Origin of the sequence: Dysgonomonas gadei ATCC BAA-286 (assembly GCF_000213555.1) — a bacterium.
Taxonomy (GTDB): Bacteria; Bacteroidota; Bacteroidia; order Bacteroidales; family Dysgonomonadaceae; genus Dysgonomonas; species Dysgonomonas gadei.
Window position 1 is genome coordinate 410,001 of record NZ_GL891980.1, and the last position, 22,260, is coordinate 432,260.

Here is a 22,260-nt window from a genome sequence, read left to right on the forward strand (position 1 = left end):
AAGGTCAGGTCCTTATTTTATCAAAACCTTCACCGTAAACGCCCCGTACTGTACTTTGGGATATAAATGCTTTCTCATCTATACTCTTTATCAGGCGGAACATTTCTACAGCCTCTGTTCTTTTAGCCAGTACAATGATCACTTTGGTAGGCTTCTTCGAATACCAGCCTGTGCCATCCAAAACCGTGCATCCCCTATGTAATTCCTGATTTATCGCGGTAGCTATTATTTCGTATTTTTCAGAAAAGATGAGCACCTGCACCGACTGCCGGAAACCATTGATAACCATATCGATGCAATACGTCATCACACCCATCACTATCAGGGCGTAAACGATCTTCTGATAATCGTAAAAAAGAAAATATGAAGAAGAGATGATAATAAAGTCACAAAGAAGCATCCCCCTGCCAAAAGCAATATTCTTATACTTATTTATCAATGCCACTACAATGTCTGTCCCTCCGGTACTACCGTTGGCACTGAAAACAAGGCCTATACCCGTTCCGCACATCATTCCTCCTATTACGCCCGACAGAAGCGGCTCATTCTTCACAATAGGTTCAATTATATATGTCTGGCAAAGGGTGAGCAGGAATGTAAGCACAATAACTCCATAAATGGTCTTTATCATAAACTTAAAACCCAGAAGTTTCAAGGCTACTAAGAGTAAAGCACAATTTGTAAAGAAATAAGTATACTGAAGCGGTATTCCCGATGCATATTCCACAAGAAGGGCTATACCCGTAAGCCCCCCTGTAACAATCCCGACCGGTTTTATAAATCCGATAAGCCCAACAGCATAAAGCGCAAGGCCAAAGAATATGGATACATAATCTTTCCAGTAAAATTCTTTCAGGTATCTTTTAGGCATGCCTTCTATCCGTTTTTTCAGAGCATTCATCTCTATTTACAAAACAACATTAATCATTTTCTTTGGTACAAAGATGATTTTCTTAGGAGTTTTACCCTCAAGCCATTTTTGAGCAAGTTCATGTTTTAATACGGTTTCTTCCACCTCAGCCTGAACAGCGTCGGCCGGGAATTCTATATCGAAACGTACTTTACCATTGAACGCCACCCCATAACGGAACGAATCTTCGGCCAGATATTCTTCTTTAAATGCCGGCCATTCGGCATCGAAGATAGTAGTTGTGTTACCTAAAGCACGCCAAAGTTCCTCCGCGACAAACGGCGCAAACGGTGCAAGAATGACAAGAAACTCTTGTAAAACCGCTCTCTTGCTACATCTAGCGGCAGTCAGTTCATTTACACAGATCATAAAGGCGGCAACAGATGTATTGAATGAGAATGTCTCTATATCGCCCGAAACTTTCTTTATCAGCTTATGCAATGATTTTAATTCTTCCTTTGTCGGTTCCCCGTCCGTTACCACAAAATCATCTCCTTTGTAGAACAGGCTCCATGTTTTGCGCAAGAAACGGTGCACCCCGTCAATACCGTTCATATCCCAAGGTTTGGATTGCTCTAATGGCCCCAAAAACATTTCATACATGCGAAGGGTATCCGCACCATATTTTTCAGCAACATCATCCGGATTTACCACATTGTGATATCTTTTTCCCATCTTTTCAATAGTCCATCCGCATATATATTTACCATCTTCAAAGATGAACTCGGCATCTGCATACTCAGGACGCCATGCTCTGAATGCATCTATATCCAGAATATCATTACTTACAATGTTTACATCCACATGGATTTCTGTTGTTTCATACTGATCTTTCAAATTCACAGATACAAATTTATTAGTCCCGTTTATACGATATACAAGACTGCTACGTCCCTGTATCATTCCCTGATTGATAAGTTTTTTGAACGGCTCTTCTTCACACGAAACTTCTATATCATATAGGAACTTATCCCAGAAACGGCTATATATAAGGTGGCCTGTAGCATGCTCGGTTCCCCCGATATACAAGTCGACATTGCGCCAGTATTCATCTTTTTCTTTCGATACCAATTCCTTCGCATTATATGGGTCCATATATTGCAGGTAGTAAGCGGACGAACCGGCAAAGCCCGGCATGGTATTCAACTCAAGCGGGAATATAGTCTTATTATCTATTTTCGATGTTTCTACCACCACATTGTTTACTGTGTCCCAAGCCCATTTTGTGGCGCGTCCCAACGGCGGTTCACCCGTTTCGGTCGGCAGATACTTATCCACTTCCGGCAATTCCAAAGGCAACTTATCTATTGGAAGCATGTATGGCAAGCCGTTTTTATAATAAACAGGGAATGGTTCCCCCCAATAACGCTGACGTGAGAAAATAGCATCGCGTAAACGATAATTTACTTTTATACGTCCCAGCTTATGTTCTTTGATATATTCACGGGCTTTTTCGATAGCATCTTTTACAGTCAGGCCATCAAGGAAACCTGAATTCATCATAATTCCCTCTTTGGCATCGAAACTTTCTTCCGATACATCACAACCTTCTATCAACGGAATGATAGGTAATCCAAAATGCTTCGCAAAAGCATGGTCACGGCTATCGTGTCCGGGTACTGCCATAATAGCGCCTGTTCCGTATCCGGCAAGCACATAATCCGATATCCAGATAGGGATTTCTTTGCCGTTCAACGGATTTATAGCATATGATCCAGTAAATACGCCGGATACCTTTTTATCCATCAGGCGGTCACGTTCTGTACGGCGTTTTGTAGCCTGTATATAAGCGTCAACTTCTGCTTTTTGTTCCGGCTTGGTGACCTGAGATACATAATCGCTCTCAGGAGCAAGCACCATAAAGGTAACCCCGAAGATCGTATCGGCACGGGTGGTGAAGATATCGAATTTCACATCGGAATCTTTCACGCTGAATTGCATTTCTGCTCCTTCGCTCCGTCCAATCCAGTTGCGTTGGGTTTCCTTGATGGATTCACTCCAGTCTATCTTGTCCAAACCGTCAAGCAAACGCTGGGCATAAGCCGATACACGCAAGCTCCACTGGCGCATCAAACGCTGTTCGACAGGATATCCGCCACGCTCCGACAAGCCATTGATGACCTCATCGTTAGCCAATACCGTACCTAGAGCCTGACACCAATTTACTTTGGTCTCGCTGCGATATGCGATACGGTAGTTAAGCAATATTTCCTGTTTTTTCTCTTCAGAATATGCTTTCCATTCATCCGCGGTAAATTGTAATTCTTCACTGCAAGCTATATTCAGGCCGTTCGTACCCACTTGTTCAAAAGCATCAATCAATTCAGCGATCGGACGTGCCTGATCTTCATCATAGCAATAATAGCTGTTGAACATCTGTATAAATGCCCATTGTGTCCATTTATAATATCTGGGATCGCATGTCTGAATTTCGCGGCTCCAGTCGAAGGAGAAGCCAATCTTATCCAGTTGTTCCCGATAGCGGTTTATATTCTGCGCTGTAGTAACAGCCGGATGCTGACCTGTCTGTATGGCATATTGCTCGGCTGGAAGCCCATAGGCATCATAGCCCATCGGATGAAGGACATTGAAGCCCTTCAAACGTTTGTATCGGGAAAAAATATCAGAGGCGATGTACCCCAGTGGATGACCAACATGCAAGCCTGCTCCTGAAGGATAAGGGAACATATCGAGTACATAATATTTTGGTTTGTTGTAATCTTCTGTTACTTTGTAGGTTTTGTGGTCGATCCAATACTGATGCCAACGTTTTTCAATCTCTTTAAAATTGTATTCCATAACCGGGTATTTATTGCGATTTTTATTGGCGCAAAGATAGTTATTTCTTTACATTAATACGAATTAAGATGTGCGCTTTCTTTCACATACCAATCCCTATACTATCCGGAATTATGGATACATCTTATTCAAAATAGTCAGTTATTATTTTCAGGTTTCTTTATCTATATATCAAAGGTTCTTTGACATCTAATTACAGAATCTAAATGATTTGGGAAAAGACAACAGATAAAAAAGAGTAAAAAGTGTCAGGTTTGTCAACTTTTCACTTAAAAGCAATTTGCAGATAGATTTAGGCACTTCTATAAAATAAGAAAAGGTTGTCATCCCGACAACCAATCTTCATTGTTAACCTTAAATCTAATACCATGAAAAACACAGTACAAAGATAATTGATTTTTATGTTATAAAACATGTTTTGGTGTTTTTCTCTCAAAAATTAATAATATTTAACTATATATTACTATCCGGAAGTTCTTTTTGAGCCTTAACTCCCAATTCTTTAAGCATTTCTGCCTGACGCATCAGATTTCCATTACCTTCTTTTAACTGGGAGAATGCTTTATCATACGATTTTTGAGAACGCTCTATATTCTTGCCTACATCCTGAAGTGTATCCACAAAGCCTGCGAATTTATCATAGAGAGCAGCACCCCGCTTGGCAATCTCAATGGCATTACGGCTCTGATACTCCCGTTTCCACAAGTCGGAAACGACCTTCAATGACGCAATCAGGTTAGTCGGGCTAATCAGCAAGATACGCTTGCGGTAGGCATAGTCCCAAAGAGTTGAATCGAGCTGCATTGCCAGTATATATGCAGGCTCGTTAGGAATAAACATCATTACAAAATCGAGAGACTCTACATAGTCCTGATAAGATTTCTGGCTCAGTTCGTCTATATGTTGCTTAATGGATATCACATGCTCTTTTTCCGCTATCAGCTTAATGTCGTCAGAGTCCGCCTCCACATACCTGACATAAGCGCTCAGGGATACCTTTGAATCTATAATTATCTTCCTCCCGCCGGGATATACAACCACAACATCAGGTTGCATGTACTTATCCTGTGTATTACGGATACGGTTACCATTCTCATCCACAATGAATTCCTGGGTAAAATACTCTTCTCCTTTTTTCAGCCCGGACTTTTCAAGAATAGATTCGAGTATCATTTCACCCCAGTTTCCCTGTATTTTATTATTGCCTTTTAAGGCCTTAGTCAGATTATTGGCATCTTCGCTGATCTGGTTGTTAAGGGCGACAAGTTCCCTGATACGCTCTTCGAGAGAAAAACGCTGCTTAGATTCTTTATCATAGGTTTCCTCTACTTTTACTTTAAACTCTACAAGCTTCTCATTCAGAGGCTTCAGGATAGCTTCCATATTCGACCTGTTCATATCCGTGAAACGAAGCGTTTTCTCTTCCAGTATCTGATTGGCCAGTATCTGGAAATCCTTATTGAGTTGAGCACGGGTATTGAGAAGCTCTTCCTGTTGAAGCCGCAGCTGTTCATCCTTCGACTGTAACAAAGCTCTTGTTTCGGCTATTTCGCGGATTTTCTCCATTTGCTCTTTTTGTACAGCATCTTTATCTGCCGACAAACGGTTGATCTCATTCTTCAACTCCTGCTCACGCTGCTTATTTCCTTTCTGCATAAAAAGGACAAGCACAATTGCCAATACTAGTATAATAGAGGCATAAACTAATTCCATACTGATTTGTTTTAAAGAGAGCGAAAGTTATTCAAAATATAGCCTTTAACAAAATTTGCCTCAAAAAACTTGTGAACATTTGCTTTCGAAGATATTTTTGTTGGACAAAACCAAGATGAGAATAATATATAGTAAACATTTTCCACCAAAAGACTTCGGCGCAATTAATCTGCTTGGATTAATTATTGTACGTAAGGACTATGGTACGTTGAGTGAGGCAGAGAAGAATCATGAACAGATTCACACCCGGCAAATGCAGGAGATGCTGATTGTTTTATTTTATCTATGCTATATACTTGAATGGCTCATCAGGTTGATACAATATAAAAACAGGTTAAGAGCATATGAAAATATTTCATTCGAACGGGAGGCTTATTCCCAGATGTATGATCCATCGTATTTGAAAAAAAGAAAGCTGTTTGCTTTCCGTAGTTATTATAAAAAGAAAGAATAGATATGAAACGGTTGATATACTTATTATGCATAGCCCTGATGGGGATATCATGTGTCCGGAGTCAAAATAAAACAAATAACGAAAATATGAATTATAATAAACTAACACCGGAGGAAGAACGTGTAATTCTACACAAAGGGACTGAAGCGCCATATACAGGTGAATACATAAACAATAAACGGAAAGGCGTATATGTCTGCAAAAGATGTAATACTCCATTATATAATTCATCTGATAAGTTCGATTCGCATTGCGGATGGCCTTCTTTCGATGATGAAATAAAAGGGGCGGTAAAACGTGTACCTGATGCTGACGGGATGCGTACCGAGATTATCTGCAACAATTGCGGGGCACATCTCGGGCATGTGTTCCTCAATGAGGGGTTCACAGCCAAAGAAACAAGACATTGCGTTAATTCTATTTCTCTAAAATTTATTCCGGAAGAAAATAAAATGATTAAGAAAGCTTATTTCGCCTCAGGTTGTTTTTGGGGCACAGAGTATTATTTTATGAAGGCCAACGGTGTAGCGCATACATCCGTTGGCTTTATGGGCGGTCACGTAGACCACCCGAGTTATGAGCAGGTTTGTCAGAAGAACACAGGGCATCTGGAAACCACCGAGGTGGAATATGACGCATCTAAGACCACTTACGAAGACTTGGTGAAGTTATTCTTCGAAACGCATGACTTTACTCAAACAAATGGTCAGGGTCCCGACATAGGCCCGCAATATCTATCCTGTATATTCTATGCTGACGAAAAAGAAAAAGAAGTAGCAGAGAAATATATAAAAATACTGGAAGGTAAAGGATATAAAGTAGCCACTATGCTAAAACCGCTGTCTACATTCTGGAAAGCAGAGGACTATCACCAACAATATTATGAGCATAAGGGGACAAAGCCTTATTGCCATGTATATAAAAAGATATTCTAAAAGCAAATACGCTGTATTTTAATATCTTAACAAATACTTTTATATTTTTCTATATAGTAAATATGGTTATTAATAGCTTTAGCATTATTTTTGTCGCTTGACTGAAAGAATAAAACAATAATAATACTAAAACTAAATTAAATTGTTATGTTAAAAACAATCTTATCCGTTTCCGGTAAACCGGGGTTGTATAAACTTATTTCGAGCGCAAAAAACATGGTTATCGTAGAGTCATTGGTAGATGGCAAGAAAATGCCTATACATGCACGAGACAAAGTTGTATCCCTTGGAGATATATCTATTTATACAGAAACTGATGACGCCCCATTGAAAGGCATTCTGGGATCCATCAAACAAAAGGAAAACGGAGAGAAAGCTTCTATCAACACCAGTGCAAAACCGGAGGAATTGAAGAAATACTTTCTTGAGATACTTCCTGACTTTGACAGGGACCGTGTGTATCCAACCGACATTAAGAAGATAATAGGATGGTATAATATTCTTATTAATGCAAATATCGACTTCGAGAAAGAGGAATTTCTGACTCAGATTATTGAGCTACGAAAATTGCAACACGGTTCCATGCATTTTCAGCATATGGTTGTACTGTGTCACCTTTCCATTCTACAGTTACACGGTTGCTATCGATGTTGTACTTCTTGATCAACTCGTTTGCTACATTCTTAGCACGTTTTTCAGAAAGTTTTTCATTGATAGAAGGAGTACCTGTTTTCTTGTCTGCGTAACCTACAACTTTAACTTTAGCGCTAGGATTATCTTGAAGATATTTAGCTGTGTTAAAGATGCTAACTTCTTGGTTCTTGTCGATATTAGCGCTACCTAGACGGAAGAACACTACGTTAGACACGAATGAACCTTTAGTTTCAGGACATTTAGGACAGTCTTTAGTAACAATTTTCTCAACAACTTCTGGTTTTTGGTTACGAAGTCTGTCGTTTTCCTGACGAAGTTTGTTGATCTGACCATTCAAGTCATCGATAAGACCTTGATCCATCAATAAAGCTTCAGAGAAATCAGTTTTCTTACCTACTTTGAATACCAAGCTGGCAGAAGCAGCCACCAAACCATCATAAGAGTTTGCCCCCCCGTGGTTGAAAGCTTCTTTAAGCAACATAGCAGACAAATCGATATCCAAAGCTACTCTGTTAGAGAATTTGAATTTGTTGATGATACCACCGTTGATAGTGAAGTTTCTTTGTTTTCCACCTGGGTGAGTGTTACCATCCAATTTGTAGTCCCAACCGATAGCACCACCGATACCTACATAAGGGATAAGGCTATAAACACGTTTTTCGTTGTACTTTCCTAGATAGTTAGTTACATCCCACATAACATCAGCTTCTACACCGAAATATTTGTTATGGATCATGTCAGTAGCATTGTTTTGGAAATTGTGCAAAGAACCTCCTTGGAATTTCAAACGACCTCCAATATAAGGGTTGTACCATTTACCAACCTGAATAGTTGGAGCAACTGTAAGACGATTCAGGAAATCTGCATCTTTGTTGCTATCGCCTTGTACAAAATTAGCTCCAGCACCAAATCCAATAAACCAATTGTCCCAAAAACCGTTACGCGCAAAAGTTGCTTTACGGCCAGCTTTTGTGCTAAATCCACTCTCCTGAGCAGAAATAGTAATAGCCGCAAAAACTAAAACTAAAAGTAAACTTACTTTTTTCATAATCAATCTTTTAAATTATAATTAAACACTATTTATTAATCTACTATATATTTATTGTACCACGAATACATCCGGTTTAAACCTTCTTCTACTTCAACCTTATGTTTCCATCCCAATGAATTCAACTTAGAGACATCTGACAATTTTCTCATAGTTCCATCAGGTTTTTCTGTATTAAACCACAGCTTTCCTGAAAAATCCACTATTCTTTTTATAATATTCGCGACATCTTTTATCGATATTTCAACACCTGCCCCCACATTAATATGTGTATTTCGGATTTCTTTACCTTCTATAACACTAATTAAGTCTAAAAAGTTTACAGACTCCATTACAAAAACAGTTGCATCAGCCATTTCATCACTCCAGAGAAATTCCCGCATAGGTTTTCCTGAGCCCCATAACTCAACCTGAACATCAGGTCCAACTTTCTTAACACCATATTTAGACATAACATTAAGAATCTCTGCTTCTGAAGACTTTCCTGTTGTACCTTCTATCGGGCGTAAGTCAAAATCTTTCCTTATGATATCCCAGGCATTTGCTTCGAGACACTTCCCTAAGTGAATCTTGCGAATCATGGCAGGCAGGACATGTGATGTTTCCAAATTAAAATTATCATTCGGTCCGTACAGATTTGTGGGCATTACAGCTATAAAATTTGTATTATACTGAATGTTATAACTCTCACACATTTTTAATCCTGCGATTTTCGCTATAGCATACGGTTCGTTCGTATATTCCAAAGGCCCTGTCAGCAGAGCGTTTTCAGACATCGGCTGAAATGCTTCTTTGGGATAAATACAAGAACTGCCCAAAAATACTAATTTTTTCACATTATTTACATATGATTGATGAATAACATTATTCTGAATCATCAAATTTTCATATATAAACTGGCCGCGATATGTATTATTAGCCACTATACCCCCAACTTTAGCTGCTGCTAAAAAGACGTATTCAGGTTTTTCTTTTGCAAAAAAATCGGCAACTTCCGCTTGACTAGTCAGATCAAGTTCTGCATGGGTTTTTAATATAAAATTAGCATACCCTTTTTCCTTCAGATTCCTGAGAATTGCAGAGCCAACTAACCCTCTGTGTCCGGCTATATATATTTTATCGTCTTTTTTTATCATTTATTATCTACCGTTCCTCCTTACTCAAAGTAATTCAAAATCCGATATCCACCATTTTTCAAGAACTCCTCTTTTTTCATCAGCTCAATATCATGAACTACCATATCCTGGCAAAGAGCCTTAAGATCATAGGTTGGTTCCCATCCTAGCTTAGTTCTGGCTTTAGTATTATCTCCAATCAATATTTCAACTTCTGTGGGACGAAAATAGGCCGGATCAACACCGACTACAACTTCTCCTACTCTTTTCTTAAAGGAAGATAAATATTCTTCACCAACTACTTTTGAGAAAACATCGTCATTTATACTAACGATATAACCTTCTTCTTTTTCATTTTCTCCCTTAAATTCCACTTCAACACCCAACTCCATAAATGACATTTTTATAAAGTCCCGGATTGTTGTGGTTACTCCTGTGGAAATTACATAATCATCGGGAGTATCTTGCTGAAGAATGAGATACATCGCTTTTATATAGTCCTTAGCATGCCCCCAGTCTCTTTTGCTAGATAAATTCCCCATGTATACTTTCTTCTGAAGCCCGAGAGCTATACGGGAAACAGCACGGGTAACCTTTCTTGTTACAAAAGTTTCACCTCTCAATGGAGATTCATGGTTGAACAGAATGCCATTGCTGGCATGCATACCATATGCCTCCCTATAGTTTACAGTAATCCAATACGCATACAATTTTGCAACTGCATAAGGACTTCTAGGGTAAAACGGCGTTGTTTCTTTCTGCGGTATCTCCTGCACCAATCCATACAATTCGGATGTTGATGCCTGATATATCCTGGTTTTTTCTGTCAGGTCTAATAAACGAACCGCTTCTAAAATCCTGAGTGGACCTATCCCATCGGCATTAGCTGTATATTCAGGAGTATCGAAACTAACCTTTACATGACTCATCGCTGCAAGATTATAGATCTCATCAGGCTGAACATCACCGATAATACGAGTAAGATTCATACTATCCGTCATATCTCCATAATGAAGTATCATATTTCGGTTCTCATCATGCGGATCTTGATACAAATGGTCTATACGATCTGTATTAAACAAAGATGATCTTCTTTTAATACCATGGACTGTATACCCCTTTTTTATCAAATATTCAGATAGATATGCTCCATCCTGTCCTGTAACGCCTGTGATGAGTGCAACTTTTTTGCTCATATAAATTACTTAATAAATAACTTATTAAGATTTACTATTTCAATAATTATTTCTTTAACTCTATAAATCTAAGTCCAGTTATCCAAACAGAACATACAAGCCACAAAGATATAGTTTTTTTAACTAATACAAATAAAAATATCTTTATTTTGGTGAAAAAACTTCATTTTTCTTCTTTCAGGCTGGTATTGAAATCAATCCCTGCGACTAAAGCATAGCGTTTTATTACCACTCCTTTCTCATCTAATAAAAAGAATGTAGGAGTGCTCATTATTCCATATCCGACAAAGTTAACACCGGCAAAGCCCTTATAATCACAGAGCTTGTCAGAATCAGGCCATGGAAAATGCTTTACATCTTCGGCAAACAGATCCTTATTTGTATCCGAGGATATGGACACTATGCGGATATTTTGTTCCTTTAGTCTTGGATAATCACTTATCAATCGTTCTATTTGAGTATGACAATTCTCACAATCGGGCTGATAGAAAACTAATAGTGTACGGTTATATCCGGCTTCTGTTAACGACGGCGACAAACCCTCCAAAACCGGAGCGGGTGTTCCTTTGCGAACTTTAGCTAATGCAAATGCATCAAATATCCGACCTTGCGGAACAGCTATTCTCCCCGATTCTTCTATATAAGGTACTATAATATCAAAAGCATCATCCCATCCGTATTGTTCGGCAATAAGAATTAAATTATCAGCGAGATGCTCAAAAGCCTCTTGTGATTTTATACGTTTCATCAGACGTACCATATCTTCGGCCATCAACTGCTGATCGGCTGTCAAACGGGTCAATCCGTCTATAATATTATACCATATACCGCTGGAGTAGAGCTTATCCACATCGAGCTGATTTAACGCATACAAGCGGGCATTAGCTTTATCCATAAGGCTTCCGCCCTGAGTAATCAGCCTGTTCAATTGCTGCATATAACGAACCAATCCGATAAAAGATGAAGCATAGAGCGTTGTATCCTGAACCGGCCGGGCCCCTTCTTGTATCACAGAATATAAATATTCATTTTCCGGGGAATTTTTGAATATATATTTCTGATCGGAGGCTTGCTCTACGCTAAAATCTTCATTATTAACAATTATATTTAATGGCATAGCATCTTTTATCTGAAGCGATCCCATGCCCACATAATATTTTTCTTCTTCAGGTATGTTAATTATCACATCACCGGCAAACGAAAATGTCCCTCTTTGAATAGTATCTTGCTTTATACCTTTACTCAGGATAAATGCATATTCCTTATTTGACTGTTCGGGTAGCGATATATTTATTTTCTGAGCGCTCACCGCAAAAGTAATCAGATAACCTAAACACAATATCGATAGTTTCTTATTCATTCTATTTTTATAAGGCTTGAGTTATAACAACGGGGAGAACAACCGCATAACCGATTCTTTAAATTTCTCAAATCTCGACCTCTTATCCCACTCTTCGGCCGATAACAGAGAGGATTGCTCCATATCTCTGAAAAATATATCCTTTGCCGCATCACAAGTATTTTCATTATATATAAATGCGTCTATTTCAAAATTATGCTCAAAACTCCGCACATCCATATTTGCCGAACCGGTTATCGTCAGAGAATTATCAATAACCATCAACTTTGAATGCAGGAATCCGGCTTCATAGAAAAACACACTTACTTTTGCATCCAGTACATCCTTCAGGTATGACATAGATGCGATATGCACAAATGTAGTATCTGAATGCCGCGGAAGCATCAGCCTTACATCTACTCCTCGCATCGATGCCATCTGAAGAGCGAGCAATAATGCATCGGTTGGTACAAAATAAGGAGTTTGAATATAAATGCATTCCTTTGCATTGGATATCGCCTGCAAAATGCCGAGATGAATATCTTTAAACGGGCCTACGGGCCCACTGGTAACAAGTTGTATCAGATTATCGCCCTTACTTTCCAAAACAGGGTAATATGTATCGGAAGCCAGAAATTCTTTACGGGAAGAGTACCAGTCTATCAGAAAAGATGTCTGTAATCCGGCTACAGCCTTACCTTCTATCTTAATATGACTGTCGCGCCAAGTCCCGAAGCTCACCCCGTTAATATATCTGTCGGCAATATTCATTCCTCCAACAAATCCTACTTTACCGTCTATAACTACAATTTTTCTGTGATTACGATAGTTAACCCGGCTGGTTAAAAACTTAAATGCCACTTTAAGGAACGGCTGGACTTCAATGCCCTGCACCTGCATTTCCTTAAAAAAGCGACGTTTAGCTTTCCATGATCCCACATCGTCATATATAAGACGCACCTCTACACCTTCTGCTGCTTTACGCACAAGAATATCACGGGTTTTCCGGCCTATCTCATCGTCAAGGAAAATATAATACTGTATATGGATGTGCTTCCGTGCTTTTTCAAGTTCTTCGAAAAGGGCATCAAATTTTGCTATACCACTCGAATAAAAAATAACATTACTCCCCCCGTATAAGGGTGCGCCCTTTAATCTGTTCAGAAGATTTACCAATCCTTTTTGTTCGGCGGGCGGATTCAATGTCTCGAGTAATTCTTTGCGGCCTATAGAACGGCGGTTAAGCTTCTTGTACATCTTATGGGAGATAAGGCGCTGTTTGCGACTATCCTCTCCAAAAAAATAATAGATAATGAGTCCGACCAAAGGCAGTAGCAACAAGATAAGCACCCATGAAATAGTTTTCAAGGGATTCCTGTTTTCCGAGATGACAACTATCATCGTACCTAATGCTGTAACTACATACAGAATTTGGAAAATAAGAATTAAATTATCTGCAGCTTCCATCGATTCCATTGGCTCACAAATAGCTTATAGCACCAAAGTTATAATAAAATATGAGTTCTAGGCATTAACCTTTTAAATTTAATCGTTATTGTCGAGGCGATGAAGAATATCTTCACGCAGAACGACCCTATCCCAAGAGTAGGAGACATCTGTATTTTGCAAATACTCGATAAGAACAAGAGCTTTTTGCAGGTCTGCCTTATTCCTCTCCTCCGACAAATCATATTGCATCATCAAGAGTTTCGGATACTGTTCCAGCAAATCTCTGTCATTTATCTTTTCTATCAATATATCTGAGTCGTCAGTAATTGATGTACGAAAATTGGTGGAAAAGAAAGTAAAGCATTCGTTCAATATACCTTTCTGCTCCGAATCGCTCAGCTTCTCCCTGTTGTCTGTAAGTTGCTGCAACTTCTTCATGAATTCTTCGAGAAGCCGCATTAAAAAATCTTTCCTCCGTTGTTGTAGCATAACCTGATCATTTTTCTCTGTCTATCAAATAACAAATGACTCCTCCAATCGTATAACAGAGTATATCCATCCAACTGAATGAGGAACCGATAACTACACGCATTATTTTATTATCCTGCATACCCAGCACTTCTACCAAATGGAAGTATTGCCCTATTTCTACAAGGTAAGCAAATAAAACGACACCTGTAATTATATAAACAGCTTTCGTTTCTACAAAGGTCTTTACAAAATAATACATAAGAATAACAACCAGAATATCTCCCCCATATGGACGAATGAAGCTGTCATCTACAAATTTTGCGATAAGTACCTCTATTACAAATATAATAAGAAAAATGATAAAAGACTTTAGGTCGAATCTCCATTTCATATGTGTCAGGTTATTTTGATGGAATGCAAATATGACAAATTTTTAATGCTCCATTATTTAATGCATCAGGCTATTTCCTGTATTTCTCGTCAGCCTCCTCTTCCATCATATTCAGATACGACTTATAACGACTTTCACTTATATAATGCTTTTCGACAGCAGCCCTCACCGCACAGTCCGGTTCATTGATATGAATACAGTTGTGAAAACGGCAGTCTTTCGAGAACTTGAAAATATCGGGGAAGAAATGAAAAATCTCGTCCTTCTCCATATCCACCGTGCCAAAACCTTTAATACCGGGAGTATCTATTATAAAACCGCCCTGAGATAGTTCTATCATTTCGGAAAAGGTGGTTGTATGCATCCCTTTGCCATGATATCCGGATATCGCTCCGGTCTTCAGGCCTGTATTGGGGATAAGGGTATTAATCAGAGTAGACTTCCCGACACCTGAATGTCCGGAAAACAAAGTTATCTTCCCTTTTATCTTTTCTTGCAGGGCTTCTATTCCGTCTTTTTCTAAAGCTGATATTTTGAGACCCGGATAACCTATATGATTGTATAAATCAATCAGGGCATCCATATACTCTGTCTCTTCCTCTGTATAGACATCCGTTTTGTTAAATATAAGATTCACGGGAACCCGGTAGGCTTCTGCCGATGCCAAAAAACGGTCGATAAAGACTGTGGATGTCACCGGATGATTGATTGTAACGATAAGAAAGCACAGGTCTATGTTCGCTGCCAGGATATGGGATTGCTTTGATAAATTGGAAGAACGGCGGATAATATAATTCTTCCGATCTTCTATTTCGGTTATCAGAGCGGTACCCTCATTGTTTTCAACAATGCTGACCCTGTCCCCTACTGCGATAGGATTGGTACTGCGTATACCCTTCAGGCGAAAGTTTCCTTTTACCTTACATTCGATATTTTTACCGTCATCTGTACGTACCAGATACCAACTACCCGTATTTTTTATTACAAGACCATTCATATATCAATTAGCAAATAAGCAGATTCGGAGATTAGCAAATTAGTAAATTTTAAACTCGATTTGCTCATTTCCGAATCTGCTAATCTCCGAATTTGCTTATTATTTTACACTGTCAATATTTCTTTTTCTTTCAAAGCAAATACATCGTCGATTTTCTTAATGTATTTATCGTGGAGTTTCTGCATGTCATTTTCAGCATCCTTAGCCATATCTTCTGCAACCCCGTCTTTTACCGACTTCTTGATTGAATCGATAGCATCACGGCGCGCATTACGGATACTTACTTTTGCGTCTTCAGCTTCTTGCTTGGCTTGTTTTACCAGTTGCTTACGCCGCTCTTCGGTCAAAGGAGGAATAGACAGGCGGATAATCTCCCCGTTGTTATCAGGAGTAATACCCACGTCGGAGTTAAGAATAGCTTTCTCCACCTCTTTCAGCATTTGTTTTTCCCATGGTTGAATGACAATAGTCCGCGCATCCGGTGTATTAATAGCTGCTACGCCGCTAAGTGGGGTAAGTGAACCATAATATTCAAGTTTTATCCCATCCAGAATATGGGGATTTGCTTTTCCCGCACGTATACGGGATAGAGTTTCATCAAGAAACTCTACAGAAGCCTGCATTTTCTCTTCTGCTTTTTGTCCGATTTGTTTTAGGTCTGCTGCCATAATTTATATTTCAAGATTTAATAATTTCAAGATTTGCAAAATAAGATTGTAATTTATAGTCATCTTTTTAGGGAGATCAGAGATACTAAGTATCTACGCATGCACATAAGTACCTATATTCTCGCCTTTCATCAGCCGTTCCAGATTACCCGGAGTATCCATATCGAAGACAACAATAGGCAAATTATTTTCTTTACACATCACGGTAGCTGTCATATCCATAACTTTCAGCCCGCGAGTGTAAACTTCGTCATACGATATACGTTCAAATTTAGTCGCAGTCGGGTCTTTCTCCGGGTCTGCCGTATATACGCCGTCTACACGTGTTCCTTTAAGCATAACGTCAGCTTCTATTTCTATTCCCCGCAGCGACGAGCCTGTATCTGTAGTAAAGAATGGATTTCCTGTGCCGCATGAAAGAATAACAACTTCGCCGTTTTCCATAGACTCTATTGCTTTCCATTTGCTGTAGATCTCACCGATAGGCTCCATCCTGATAGCGGTCAGAACTCTGGCTTTTTGACCGATAGCAACCAATGCCGAGCTTAAAGCCAGACTATTGATAACTGTCGCCAACATACCCATCTGGTCGCCTTTCACTCTGTCGTAACCTTTCGAGGCCCCACTCAATCCGCGAAAAATATTTCCTCCTCCTATAACAATGCTGATTTGGATGCCCATATCAGCGACAGATTTTATCTGCTCGGCATAAGAGTTCAACCGGTTAACATCTATACCATATTGCTGGTCACCCATTAGGGATTCACCGCTTAACTTCAGGAGTATTCTTCCGTATTTTGCCATATTTCATTTTTTATACATGCAAATCTAGCACAATTTACTAAATTATGAAAACGAGCTTGAATAACAATTCACAAAAGACAAAGATAATTCTGTCTTGCGAGTTTCCTTGTTTTCCTTAAAAATAAAATTATTGGATGAAAAACAAAAGAAAGTATTCGTTTTTTTATTCTTTCAAAACATCAGGACAAGCTACACATGGGTTTTATCTTTTTGGGAGAAGTTTATCTATGTATTTTGAAGTATACTAGTTTACAAGAAAAAGAGTTCTTTGAAAAAATGATTAGTAAATTAGCATATTAGCATATTAGTTAATGCCAATCAGTAGTTAAAGTAACTATTGTAGTATAGAATTGTTCTATTATTTTCAGCTCCACTTCGTTGCGCTCAAACGTTCATTTTGGCATTGCCCAAAACGAACCAAAAGGCTAGCGCTTCGTTCCTCGGCGACCCAAAACCGTTTTGCCGTCTGAATCAAACACACGGGCTACCGCCCCGTTTGATTCTACGCCGTCTGCAACGGATTGGGTACCCCGCCTGCGTCACTAATGCGCAAGGGCTGACGCACGTGGGGATAAAGCAAGAAGAAACTCTATGTCGCCGCATTGCGGTTCTGGCCTCATTCCGCAGGCGGGGTACCCAATCCGTAAAGCGGAGGTGTAGGGCAAAATAGGGTAGCTGCTATACACGACTGATAATCCGGCTATGGATGATTCCGTATTATTTTGCCCCACCGGAGCTGCGGTTTTGGGTCGCCAAAGGGATGCAGCCTTGATTTTTTGTTTCGTTTTGCATCAAGGCAAAATGAAAAACAAGCCGGATGGCGCGTTAGAAAAAATAGAACGTTTTAAGTAGCGAGAGCAGAAGCTAAATTTATTTTGCTTATGCCGAGTCACGAAAAACGACTAATGGAATTGAATATTAAATCTCAACTACTGATTCGCATTAGTAAATGAATGAAAAGGTGTAACCTTTGTTACCTTTTAACAAGTAATGAGTAATGAGTTTTAAGCAATAAGTTGAAGAACTATATTTCTGTTAACTGATGACTGCTAACTGTTGACTGTAAAAACTGTTACTTTTGTTACCTTTTCGGAGAAAGATACGAGATGCTTTGCTCTGCTCAGCATAACAAGCTAATTATTAATTGTTCATTCTTAATTATTAATTGCTTTCCGTGTTACCGTTGTTACCTTTTAACTAAACATGGTTAACGTATACAAAAATGACAAGATAAAACAGTGAAAATTCTGTCAGATGTGTCAGGTTTTAACCAAATATGGTTAATAAACATAAATATGGTGATGGATTAGGCTTTGCACCTTTGTGAAAGAATATTTTTACTGATAACTGAAAAGCCGTTTGCCTTGTTCAAAAGATACTCATATGATAATATTTAGCTATTTTTGTTTCTAAGAATATCCGGAATAGAAATAAAAAATTATGAATTATGGTTATAAAAGGTTTGATTCTTCTGGTAGTAACTCTTTTGTCAGGATTGTTTATGATAGTGGCGATATTCTGGGCTATTGTGAAATGGAGTAACAAAAAGAGCCGTGACACGGGTTGCCTGTTGGCAATTCTTTTCTTTATACTTGCCATCTTTTGTGGGATCTATCTGGTATATAAAGGAGTAAATACCGTTATTGAAAAAGTACCCGAAATAAAAGAACAGGCTGTAGAATCTATCACCGATGCATATACTATGTATTATGACGATTCACCTTATATGAACAGCCTGAAAGCAATGCAGCCGACCGACTCCATCATTCCTGAAACGTATTTCACCTATGCCGGATTCAGGGACAGCTACCGCGTTCCGCTGATATATCCTTATTCTATAAACGCCATAGACGATATGGAATATGGTTCTCTGGATGATGAAAGCGGCATAAAAAATATAGTCAAGGAGAAAAACAAAGCTAAAAATGCACTCTCCAACATCACATTTTTTGCTTTCGATAAAAATATGCTGCTGGCAAAGACTGTATTGTATTCCAAGGCCGAAATAAAATATGTCATATTCCATTTTGCGACAAAACAGGCAGAAGTATTCGACAATGAAGTGGACATGAAAAAGAAAGCGGAAGTGGCAGGCTTTGATATGACAAAATCCATGGAAAGGATGAGTACATATTATTATGACTTGTTTTAAGAATGAGTACATTTGTACCTGATTTAAAGAAACCGATATGAAAAAACTTTGGTTTATACCTATAATCCTATTAACAATAACTATGTGCAGTAACAAACCCAAAGAACCTGTCGTGCTATTACAGACCAGCTATGGCAATATAAAAATCAAACTGTATAACGAAACGCCTATCCATAGAGACAATTTTCTCAGATTGGCTGAAAAAGGTTTTTATAAAGACCTGACGTTTCACCGGGTAATAAAGGATTTTATGATTCAGGGCGGTGATCCCAAAACCCGCAATATAGCTGATGGAGATTCCATCCCCGAAGATAAAACGATGGGAGATACCATTCCTTCCGAAATAAAATTCCCGCTGCATTATCATAAACGGGGAGCACTGGGCGCAGCCCGCTGGGGTGACGCTGAGAATCCGACAAAGGCTTCTGATGCTTCGCAGTTTTATATCGTTACCGGCGAGTTGGCTTTCGATAATAAATTGAACGAACTGGAAAAAACACGTTTCGAACGTTTGAAACAAAGTATCTATAACCGCTTGCAATCAGCGAATATGGATACAATCAAAGCTTTGTATAAAACCGGTGATCGCTCAGCCATAACAGAATTGAAAAATAAGATGCTGTCGGATGCCGAAGAGCAGGCAAATACACAAAAGCCGGAAATAACATACAGTGACGAACAACGCGAATATTATAAGACCAGAGGAGGTGCGCCGCATCTGGATAATGAATACACAGTCTTTGGAGAAGTAATAGAAGGCATGGATGTTGTAGACAAAATACAGAACGTGAAAACGAATGAGAAGGATAAGCCTCTGAAAGGCATCCTTATGAATATTATAGTACTGGAAAAATAAGTTTGGAATTACTTAAATATGAAAAAAAGTAAAGAATTCATTCTTCAAAAAGATATAATAACCGAAACTGTCGGAGATGGTGTTACCAGGCAGATACTGGGATATAATGATGAACTGATGCTGGTAAAAGTATCTTTCGAAAAAGGAAGTATTGGCGATATGCACAGCCATCCGCATGTGCAATCGTCGTACATAGAGAGCGGCAGATTTGAAGTTACTATAGATGGGAAAACGCAGGAACTTGCGCAAGGCGATGGCTTTTACGTGCCTTCCGGTGCTGTGCACGGACTTATCTGTCTGGAAAAAGGTGCAGTTATAGACGCATTTTCTCCTATGAGGAAAGATTTTATATAAGACAAACTACAATAATGAACAATAAAACTGATGACAAAGCCTGGAAAGTATTAAAAAGCGAATATCTCTTTCAGCAACCCTGGCTTACTGTCCGGCGTGAGCATATACAACTACCGAACGGGAATGAAATCCCTGATTACTACCTGCTCGATTATCCTGACTGGGTAAATGTTATAGCTATCACAAAAGACAAGAAATTTATTCTTGTTAGCCAGTACAGGCACGGGCTCGGATACACATCGATAGAATTATGCGCAGGTGTAGCTGAAAAGTATGACCCTTCATTTGAGATTTCTGCACAACGTGAGTTGCTCGAAGAAACGGGATACGGGAACGGTAACTGGACAAAATATATGGAAATATCGGTCAATCCTGGGACACATACCAATATGACTCATTGTTTTCTGGCTACTGATGTAGAAAAGATAGCGGAACAGAATCTGGAAGCTACCGAAGATATATCGGTACATTTATTATCAGCAGACGAGCTTGTGGTATTATTGAAAAAAGATGGTATCAAACAGGCTGTCCAGGCTGCTCCATTATGGAAATATATAGCTGAGAATCATTTGATTTGAGAGAATCTATTCTAAATTAGGTTCACAAAAGGCACTTCTATAAAATAAGAAAAGGTTGTCATCCCGACAACCAATCTTCATTGTTAACCTTAAATCTAATACCATGAAAAACACAGTACAAAGATAATCGATTTTTATGTTATAAAACATGTTTTGGTGTTTTTCTCTCAAAAATTAATAATATTTAACCAATTACGCAATTTTTGAAAAAATAACGAATAGATATATCCTATCCAATTTTCAATATCCCACAGTGAAGTGCTGGCGAGAAAGCTTTCGACTCTCAACCTCATCAACAATAGCCATAGCTAAATCCTCAACCGAGATAGAAGCGACACCTTCCTTTATTATGGGTTCATCCCGGCCTGTCCGGAACCGTCCGGTACGCCCCACCGATATATCTTTATTCATCTCTATCTGAGGTGAGAGATACAGCCAGTCAAGATAAGTTTCGCGTCTCAACTTATCAAAATAATCCCGCGATGCTTTAGCTCCTTGTATCATTTCTTTAGGAAATTCCGGGGTATCCACCAATTGCTTCCCGCCAATATATAAGCTACCTGCATTCCCTACTACAAAGTAACGCCTTATATTTGCAGCTCTTATTGCTTGCTGAATTGATTCGTATCCATTGAGATAATCATTATAAAGATCCGGGTTATCCCAACCCGCGTTGAAAGCACTGACAACAATTGAATTGTCCCTTAATATTTCTGTCAACGCTTCTTTATCATTTACATCTATACTTGCGACCTTTAAGCCTGTTTCTCCTATATCAATCTTTTCGAGATTACGAGCAATAGCTGTCACCTCATGTTCTTTGCTTAATAACTCTTTCAGAATGTGGGAGCCAACGAATCCCGTAGCCCCAATTAATGCAACTTTCATAATAATAAAAACTATAGTTTGGTAATCATCTCCAGCTACTGAAGAGAGAGTGTTGTTAAATGCTTTACTTTGCAGGTCTGAAGTTCGAATTCTTCAAGTAGTTCTTTATTCGCTTTGCACGATCTTCTTCCGACATACTGGCAGGTACTTCGATCGATGTTCTTTCATCTATTTTAATACATACAACCTCACCCAGGCTTTTCTTATGATCGTCTAAAATCTGCTTCAGGATTTCTTCCTGCGTAAAACGTTCAATTTTTCTCATACTGCGTCCTCTCCCTTTTGAGGGAGCCTTGTTTTGTACATTCATTTTCTAATGATTTTAATTATTACGGATTGTTAAAAATCCTATATGTTATACAGTCACTTATACAGAGCATTATTTTTACATGAATAAAAACGCTCATTTTTAGTGACTTATATAAACATAAGCCTTAAAGTATGGATTGCCAAATATTTTATATATACTTCACAAATAAAGGCTTAATA

At 38.8% G+C, this 22,260-nt stretch carries 22 protein-coding genes and 1 pseudogene; 8 read left to right on the forward strand and 15 right to left on the reverse strand.

Annotated elements, in window-relative coordinates; genetic code table 11:
• Positions 1–4 precede the first annotated feature (4 nt).
• The 3 genes from HMPREF9455_RS05645 to HMPREF9455_RS05655 all read right to left on the reverse strand — a co-directional run bounded on the left by HMPREF9455_RS05645 (position 5) and on the right by HMPREF9455_RS05655 (position 5,422).
• The gene (locus tag HMPREF9455_RS05645) at positions 5–901 is read right to left on the reverse strand and encodes a YitT family protein (protein ID WP_006798656.1); all 897 of its coding nucleotides are present in this window, start codon (positions 899–901) and stop codon (positions 5–7) included.
• Positions 902–907: 6 nt separating this feature from the next.
• Positions 908–3,709, reverse strand: coding sequence for a leucine--tRNA ligase (gene leuS, locus HMPREF9455_RS05650; RefSeq protein ID WP_006798657.1), 2,802 nt, complete (start codon positions 3,707–3,709; stop codon positions 908–910).
• Between the two features lie 453 nt (positions 3,710–4,162).
• Entirely contained in the window at positions 4,163–5,422 is a 1,260-nt protein-coding gene (locus HMPREF9455_RS05655) for a DNA recombination protein RmuC (protein ID WP_006798658.1), read from the reverse strand.
• A gap of 115 nt (positions 5,423–5,537) precedes the next feature.
• On the opposite strand from HMPREF9455_RS05655, the gene HMPREF9455_RS05660 reads away from it, so the two are divergent.
• The 3 genes and pseudogenes from HMPREF9455_RS05660 to HMPREF9455_RS20975 all read left to right on the forward strand — a co-directional run.
• Positions 5,538–5,876 (forward strand): hypothetical protein, encoded by a 339-nt coding sequence (locus HMPREF9455_RS05660; protein ID WP_044215480.1) that lies wholly within the window; start codon positions 5,538–5,540, stop codon positions 5,874–5,876.
• Between the two features lie 2 nt (positions 5,877–5,878).
• Positions 5,879–6,811, forward strand: a complete 933-nt coding sequence (locus HMPREF9455_RS05665) for a bifunctional methionine sulfoxide reductase B/A protein (protein WP_006798660.1) — start codon at positions 5,879–5,881, stop codon at positions 6,809–6,811.
• A 147-nt stretch (positions 6,812–6,958) separates the two neighbouring features.
• Positions 6,959–7,348, forward strand: a pseudogene (locus HMPREF9455_RS20975) (DUF5606 family protein); the annotation flags it as partial.
• A 13-nt stretch (positions 7,349–7,361) separates the two neighbouring features.
• Here the strand turns inward: HMPREF9455_RS20975 and HMPREF9455_RS05670 are convergent.
• The 10 genes from HMPREF9455_RS05670 to pyrH form a co-directional block, all read right to left on the reverse strand.
• A complete protein-coding gene (locus HMPREF9455_RS05670) occupies positions 7,362–8,513 on the reverse strand; it encodes an OmpA family protein (protein ID WP_006798662.1) in 1,152 nt (383 codons plus the stop codon).
• Positions 8,514–8,548: 35 nt separating this feature from the next.
• Positions 8,549–9,646 (reverse strand): GDP-L-fucose synthase family protein, encoded by a 1,098-nt coding sequence (locus HMPREF9455_RS05675; protein ID WP_280985159.1) that lies wholly within the window; start codon positions 9,644–9,646, stop codon positions 8,549–8,551.
• A gap of 23 nt (positions 9,647–9,669) precedes the next feature.
• A complete protein-coding gene (gene gmd, locus HMPREF9455_RS05680; RefSeq protein WP_006798664.1) occupies positions 9,670–10,824 on the reverse strand; it encodes a GDP-mannose 4,6-dehydratase in 1,155 nt (384 codons plus the stop codon).
• Positions 10,825–10,987: 163 nt separating this feature from the next.
• Positions 10,988–12,184, reverse strand: coding sequence for a peroxiredoxin family protein (locus HMPREF9455_RS05685; RefSeq protein ID WP_006798665.1), 1,197 nt, complete (start codon positions 12,182–12,184; stop codon positions 10,988–10,990).
• Between the two features lie 21 nt (positions 12,185–12,205).
• Positions 12,206–13,639 (reverse strand): cardiolipin synthase, encoded by a 1,434-nt coding sequence (cls, locus tag HMPREF9455_RS05690; protein ID WP_006798666.1) that lies wholly within the window; start codon positions 13,637–13,639, stop codon positions 12,206–12,208.
• A gap of 69 nt (positions 13,640–13,708) precedes the next feature.
• The gene (locus HMPREF9455_RS05695) at positions 13,709–14,101 is read right to left on the reverse strand and encodes a hypothetical protein (protein WP_006798667.1); all 393 of its coding nucleotides are present in this window, start codon (positions 14,099–14,101) and stop codon (positions 13,709–13,711) included.
• A 7-nt stretch (positions 14,102–14,108) separates the two neighbouring features.
• Positions 14,109–14,474 carry a ribosomal maturation YjgA family protein gene (locus HMPREF9455_RS05700; protein ID WP_006798668.1) on the reverse strand — a complete coding sequence of 122 codons (366 nt, stop codon included), beginning with the start codon at positions 14,472–14,474 and terminating at the stop codon, positions 14,109–14,111.
• Between the two features lie 70 nt (positions 14,475–14,544).
• Entirely contained in the window at positions 14,545–15,471 is a 927-nt protein-coding gene (rsgA, locus tag HMPREF9455_RS05705) for a ribosome small subunit-dependent GTPase A (RefSeq protein WP_006798669.1), read from the reverse strand.
• 104 nt (positions 15,472–15,575) lie between these two features.
• Positions 15,576–16,139 carry a ribosome recycling factor gene (gene frr, locus HMPREF9455_RS05710; protein WP_006798670.1) on the reverse strand — a complete coding sequence of 188 codons (564 nt, stop codon included), beginning with the start codon at positions 16,137–16,139 and terminating at the stop codon, positions 15,576–15,578.
• Positions 16,140–16,232: 93 nt separating this feature from the next.
• The gene (gene pyrH / locus HMPREF9455_RS05715; protein WP_006798671.1) at positions 16,233–16,943 is read right to left on the reverse strand and encodes a UMP kinase; all 711 of its coding nucleotides are present in this window, start codon (positions 16,941–16,943) and stop codon (positions 16,233–16,235) included.
• Positions 16,944–17,645: 702 nt separating this feature from the next.
• Between pyrH and HMPREF9455_RS21315 the strand changes: the two genes are divergently transcribed.
• The 5 genes from HMPREF9455_RS21315 to HMPREF9455_RS05735 all read left to right on the forward strand — a co-directional run bounded on the left by HMPREF9455_RS21315 (position 17,646) and on the right by HMPREF9455_RS05735 (position 20,883).
• The gene (locus tag HMPREF9455_RS21315) at positions 17,646–17,795 is read left to right on the forward strand and encodes a hypothetical protein (protein WP_157256592.1); all 150 of its coding nucleotides are present in this window, start codon (positions 17,646–17,648) and stop codon (positions 17,793–17,795) included.
• 595 nt (positions 17,796–18,390) lie between these two features.
• A complete protein-coding gene (locus HMPREF9455_RS05720) occupies positions 18,391–19,095 on the forward strand; it encodes a hypothetical protein (protein ID WP_006798672.1) in 705 nt (234 codons plus the stop codon).
• Between the two features lie 37 nt (positions 19,096–19,132).
• Entirely contained in the window at positions 19,133–19,951 is an 819-nt protein-coding gene (locus HMPREF9455_RS05725; RefSeq protein WP_006798673.1) for a peptidylprolyl isomerase, read from the forward strand.
• 18 nt (positions 19,952–19,969) lie between these two features.
• Entirely contained in the window at positions 19,970–20,305 is a 336-nt protein-coding gene (locus HMPREF9455_RS05730) for a cupin domain-containing protein (RefSeq protein ID WP_006798674.1), read from the forward strand.
• A gap of 14 nt (positions 20,306–20,319) precedes the next feature.
• Complete coding sequence (locus HMPREF9455_RS05735) at positions 20,320–20,883, forward strand: NUDIX hydrolase (protein WP_006798675.1); 564 nt, start codon at positions 20,320–20,322, stop codon at positions 20,881–20,883.
• A gap of 240 nt (positions 20,884–21,123) precedes the next feature.
• Here the strand turns inward: HMPREF9455_RS05735 and HMPREF9455_RS05740 are convergent, their stop codons facing one another.
• Both HMPREF9455_RS05740 and HMPREF9455_RS05745 read right to left on the reverse strand, forming a co-directional pair.
• Entirely contained in the window at positions 21,124–21,771 is a 648-nt protein-coding gene (locus tag HMPREF9455_RS05740) for an NAD(P)-dependent oxidoreductase (RefSeq protein WP_006798676.1), read from the reverse strand.
• Positions 21,772–21,835: 64 nt separating this feature from the next.
• Complete coding sequence (locus tag HMPREF9455_RS05745; protein ID WP_006798677.1) at positions 21,836–22,081, reverse strand: hypothetical protein; 246 nt, start codon at positions 22,079–22,081, stop codon at positions 21,836–21,838.
• Positions 22,082–22,260: the final 179 nt, after the last annotated feature.

Coding starts and splice junctions, on each gene's coding strand:
- cls (WP_006798666.1), bottom strand. CDS start 13,639: ATGGAATCGATGGAAGCTGCAGATAATTTAATTCTTATTTTCCAAATT.
- HMPREF9455_RS05720 (WP_006798672.1), top strand. CDS start 18,391: ATGGTTATAAAAGGTTTGATTCTTCTGGTAGTAACTCTTTTGTCAGGA.
- HMPREF9455_RS21315 (WP_157256592.1), top strand. CDS start 17,646: ATGGATGATTCCGTATTATTTTGCCCCACCGGAGCTGCGGTTTTGGGT.
- HMPREF9455_RS05665 (WP_006798660.1), top strand. CDS start 5,879: ATGAAACGGTTGATATACTTATTATGCATAGCCCTGATGGGGATATCA.
- rsgA (WP_006798669.1), bottom strand. CDS start 15,471: ATGAATGGTCTTGTAATAAAAAATACGGGTAGTTGGTATCTGGTACGT.
- HMPREF9455_RS05655 (WP_006798658.1), bottom strand. CDS start 5,422: ATGGAATTAGTTTATGCCTCTATTATACTAGTATTGGCAATTGTGCTT.
- HMPREF9455_RS05695 (WP_006798667.1), bottom strand. CDS start 14,101: ATGCTACAACAACGGAGGAAAGATTTTTTAATGCGGCTTCTCGAAGAA.
- leuS (WP_006798657.1), bottom strand. CDS start 3,709: ATGGAATACAATTTTAAAGAGATTGAAAAACGTTGGCATCAGTATTGG.
- HMPREF9455_RS05645 (WP_006798656.1), bottom strand. CDS start 901: ATGAATGCTCTGAAAAAACGGATAGAAGGCATGCCTAAAAGATACCTG.
- gmd (WP_006798664.1), bottom strand. CDS start 10,824: ATGAGCAAAAAAGTTGCACTCATCACAGGCGTTACAGGACAGGATGGA.
- HMPREF9455_RS05735 (WP_006798675.1), top strand. CDS start 20,320: ATGAACAATAAAACTGATGACAAAGCCTGGAAAGTATTAAAAAGCGAA.
- HMPREF9455_RS05730 (WP_006798674.1), top strand. CDS start 19,970: ATGAAAAAAAGTAAAGAATTCATTCTTCAAAAAGATATAATAACCGAA.
- HMPREF9455_RS05700 (WP_006798668.1), bottom strand. CDS start 14,474: ATGAAATGGAGATTCGACCTAAAGTCTTTTATCATTTTTCTTATTATA.
- HMPREF9455_RS05745 (WP_006798677.1), bottom strand. CDS start 22,081: ATGAATGTACAAAACAAGGCTCCCTCAAAAGGGAGAGGACGCAGTATG.
- HMPREF9455_RS05660 (WP_044215480.1), top strand. CDS start 5,538: ATGAGAATAATATATAGTAAACATTTTCCACCAAAAGACTTCGGCGCA.
- HMPREF9455_RS05725 (WP_006798673.1), top strand. CDS start 19,133: ATGAAAAAACTTTGGTTTATACCTATAATCCTATTAACAATAACTATG.
- frr (WP_006798670.1), bottom strand. CDS start 16,139: ATGGCAGCAGACCTAAAACAAATCGGACAAAAAGCAGAAGAGAAAATG.
- pyrH (WP_006798671.1), bottom strand. CDS start 16,943: ATGGCAAAATACGGAAGAATACTCCTGAAGTTAAGCGGTGAATCCCTA.
- HMPREF9455_RS05685 (WP_006798665.1), bottom strand. CDS start 12,184: ATGAATAAGAAACTATCGATATTGTGTTTAGGTTATCTGATTACTTTT.
- HMPREF9455_RS05670 (WP_006798662.1), bottom strand. CDS start 8,513: ATGAAAAAAGTAAGTTTACTTTTAGTTTTAGTTTTTGCGGCTATTACT.
- HMPREF9455_RS05740 (WP_006798676.1), bottom strand. CDS start 21,771: ATGAAAGTTGCATTAATTGGGGCTACGGGATTCGTTGGCTCCCACATT.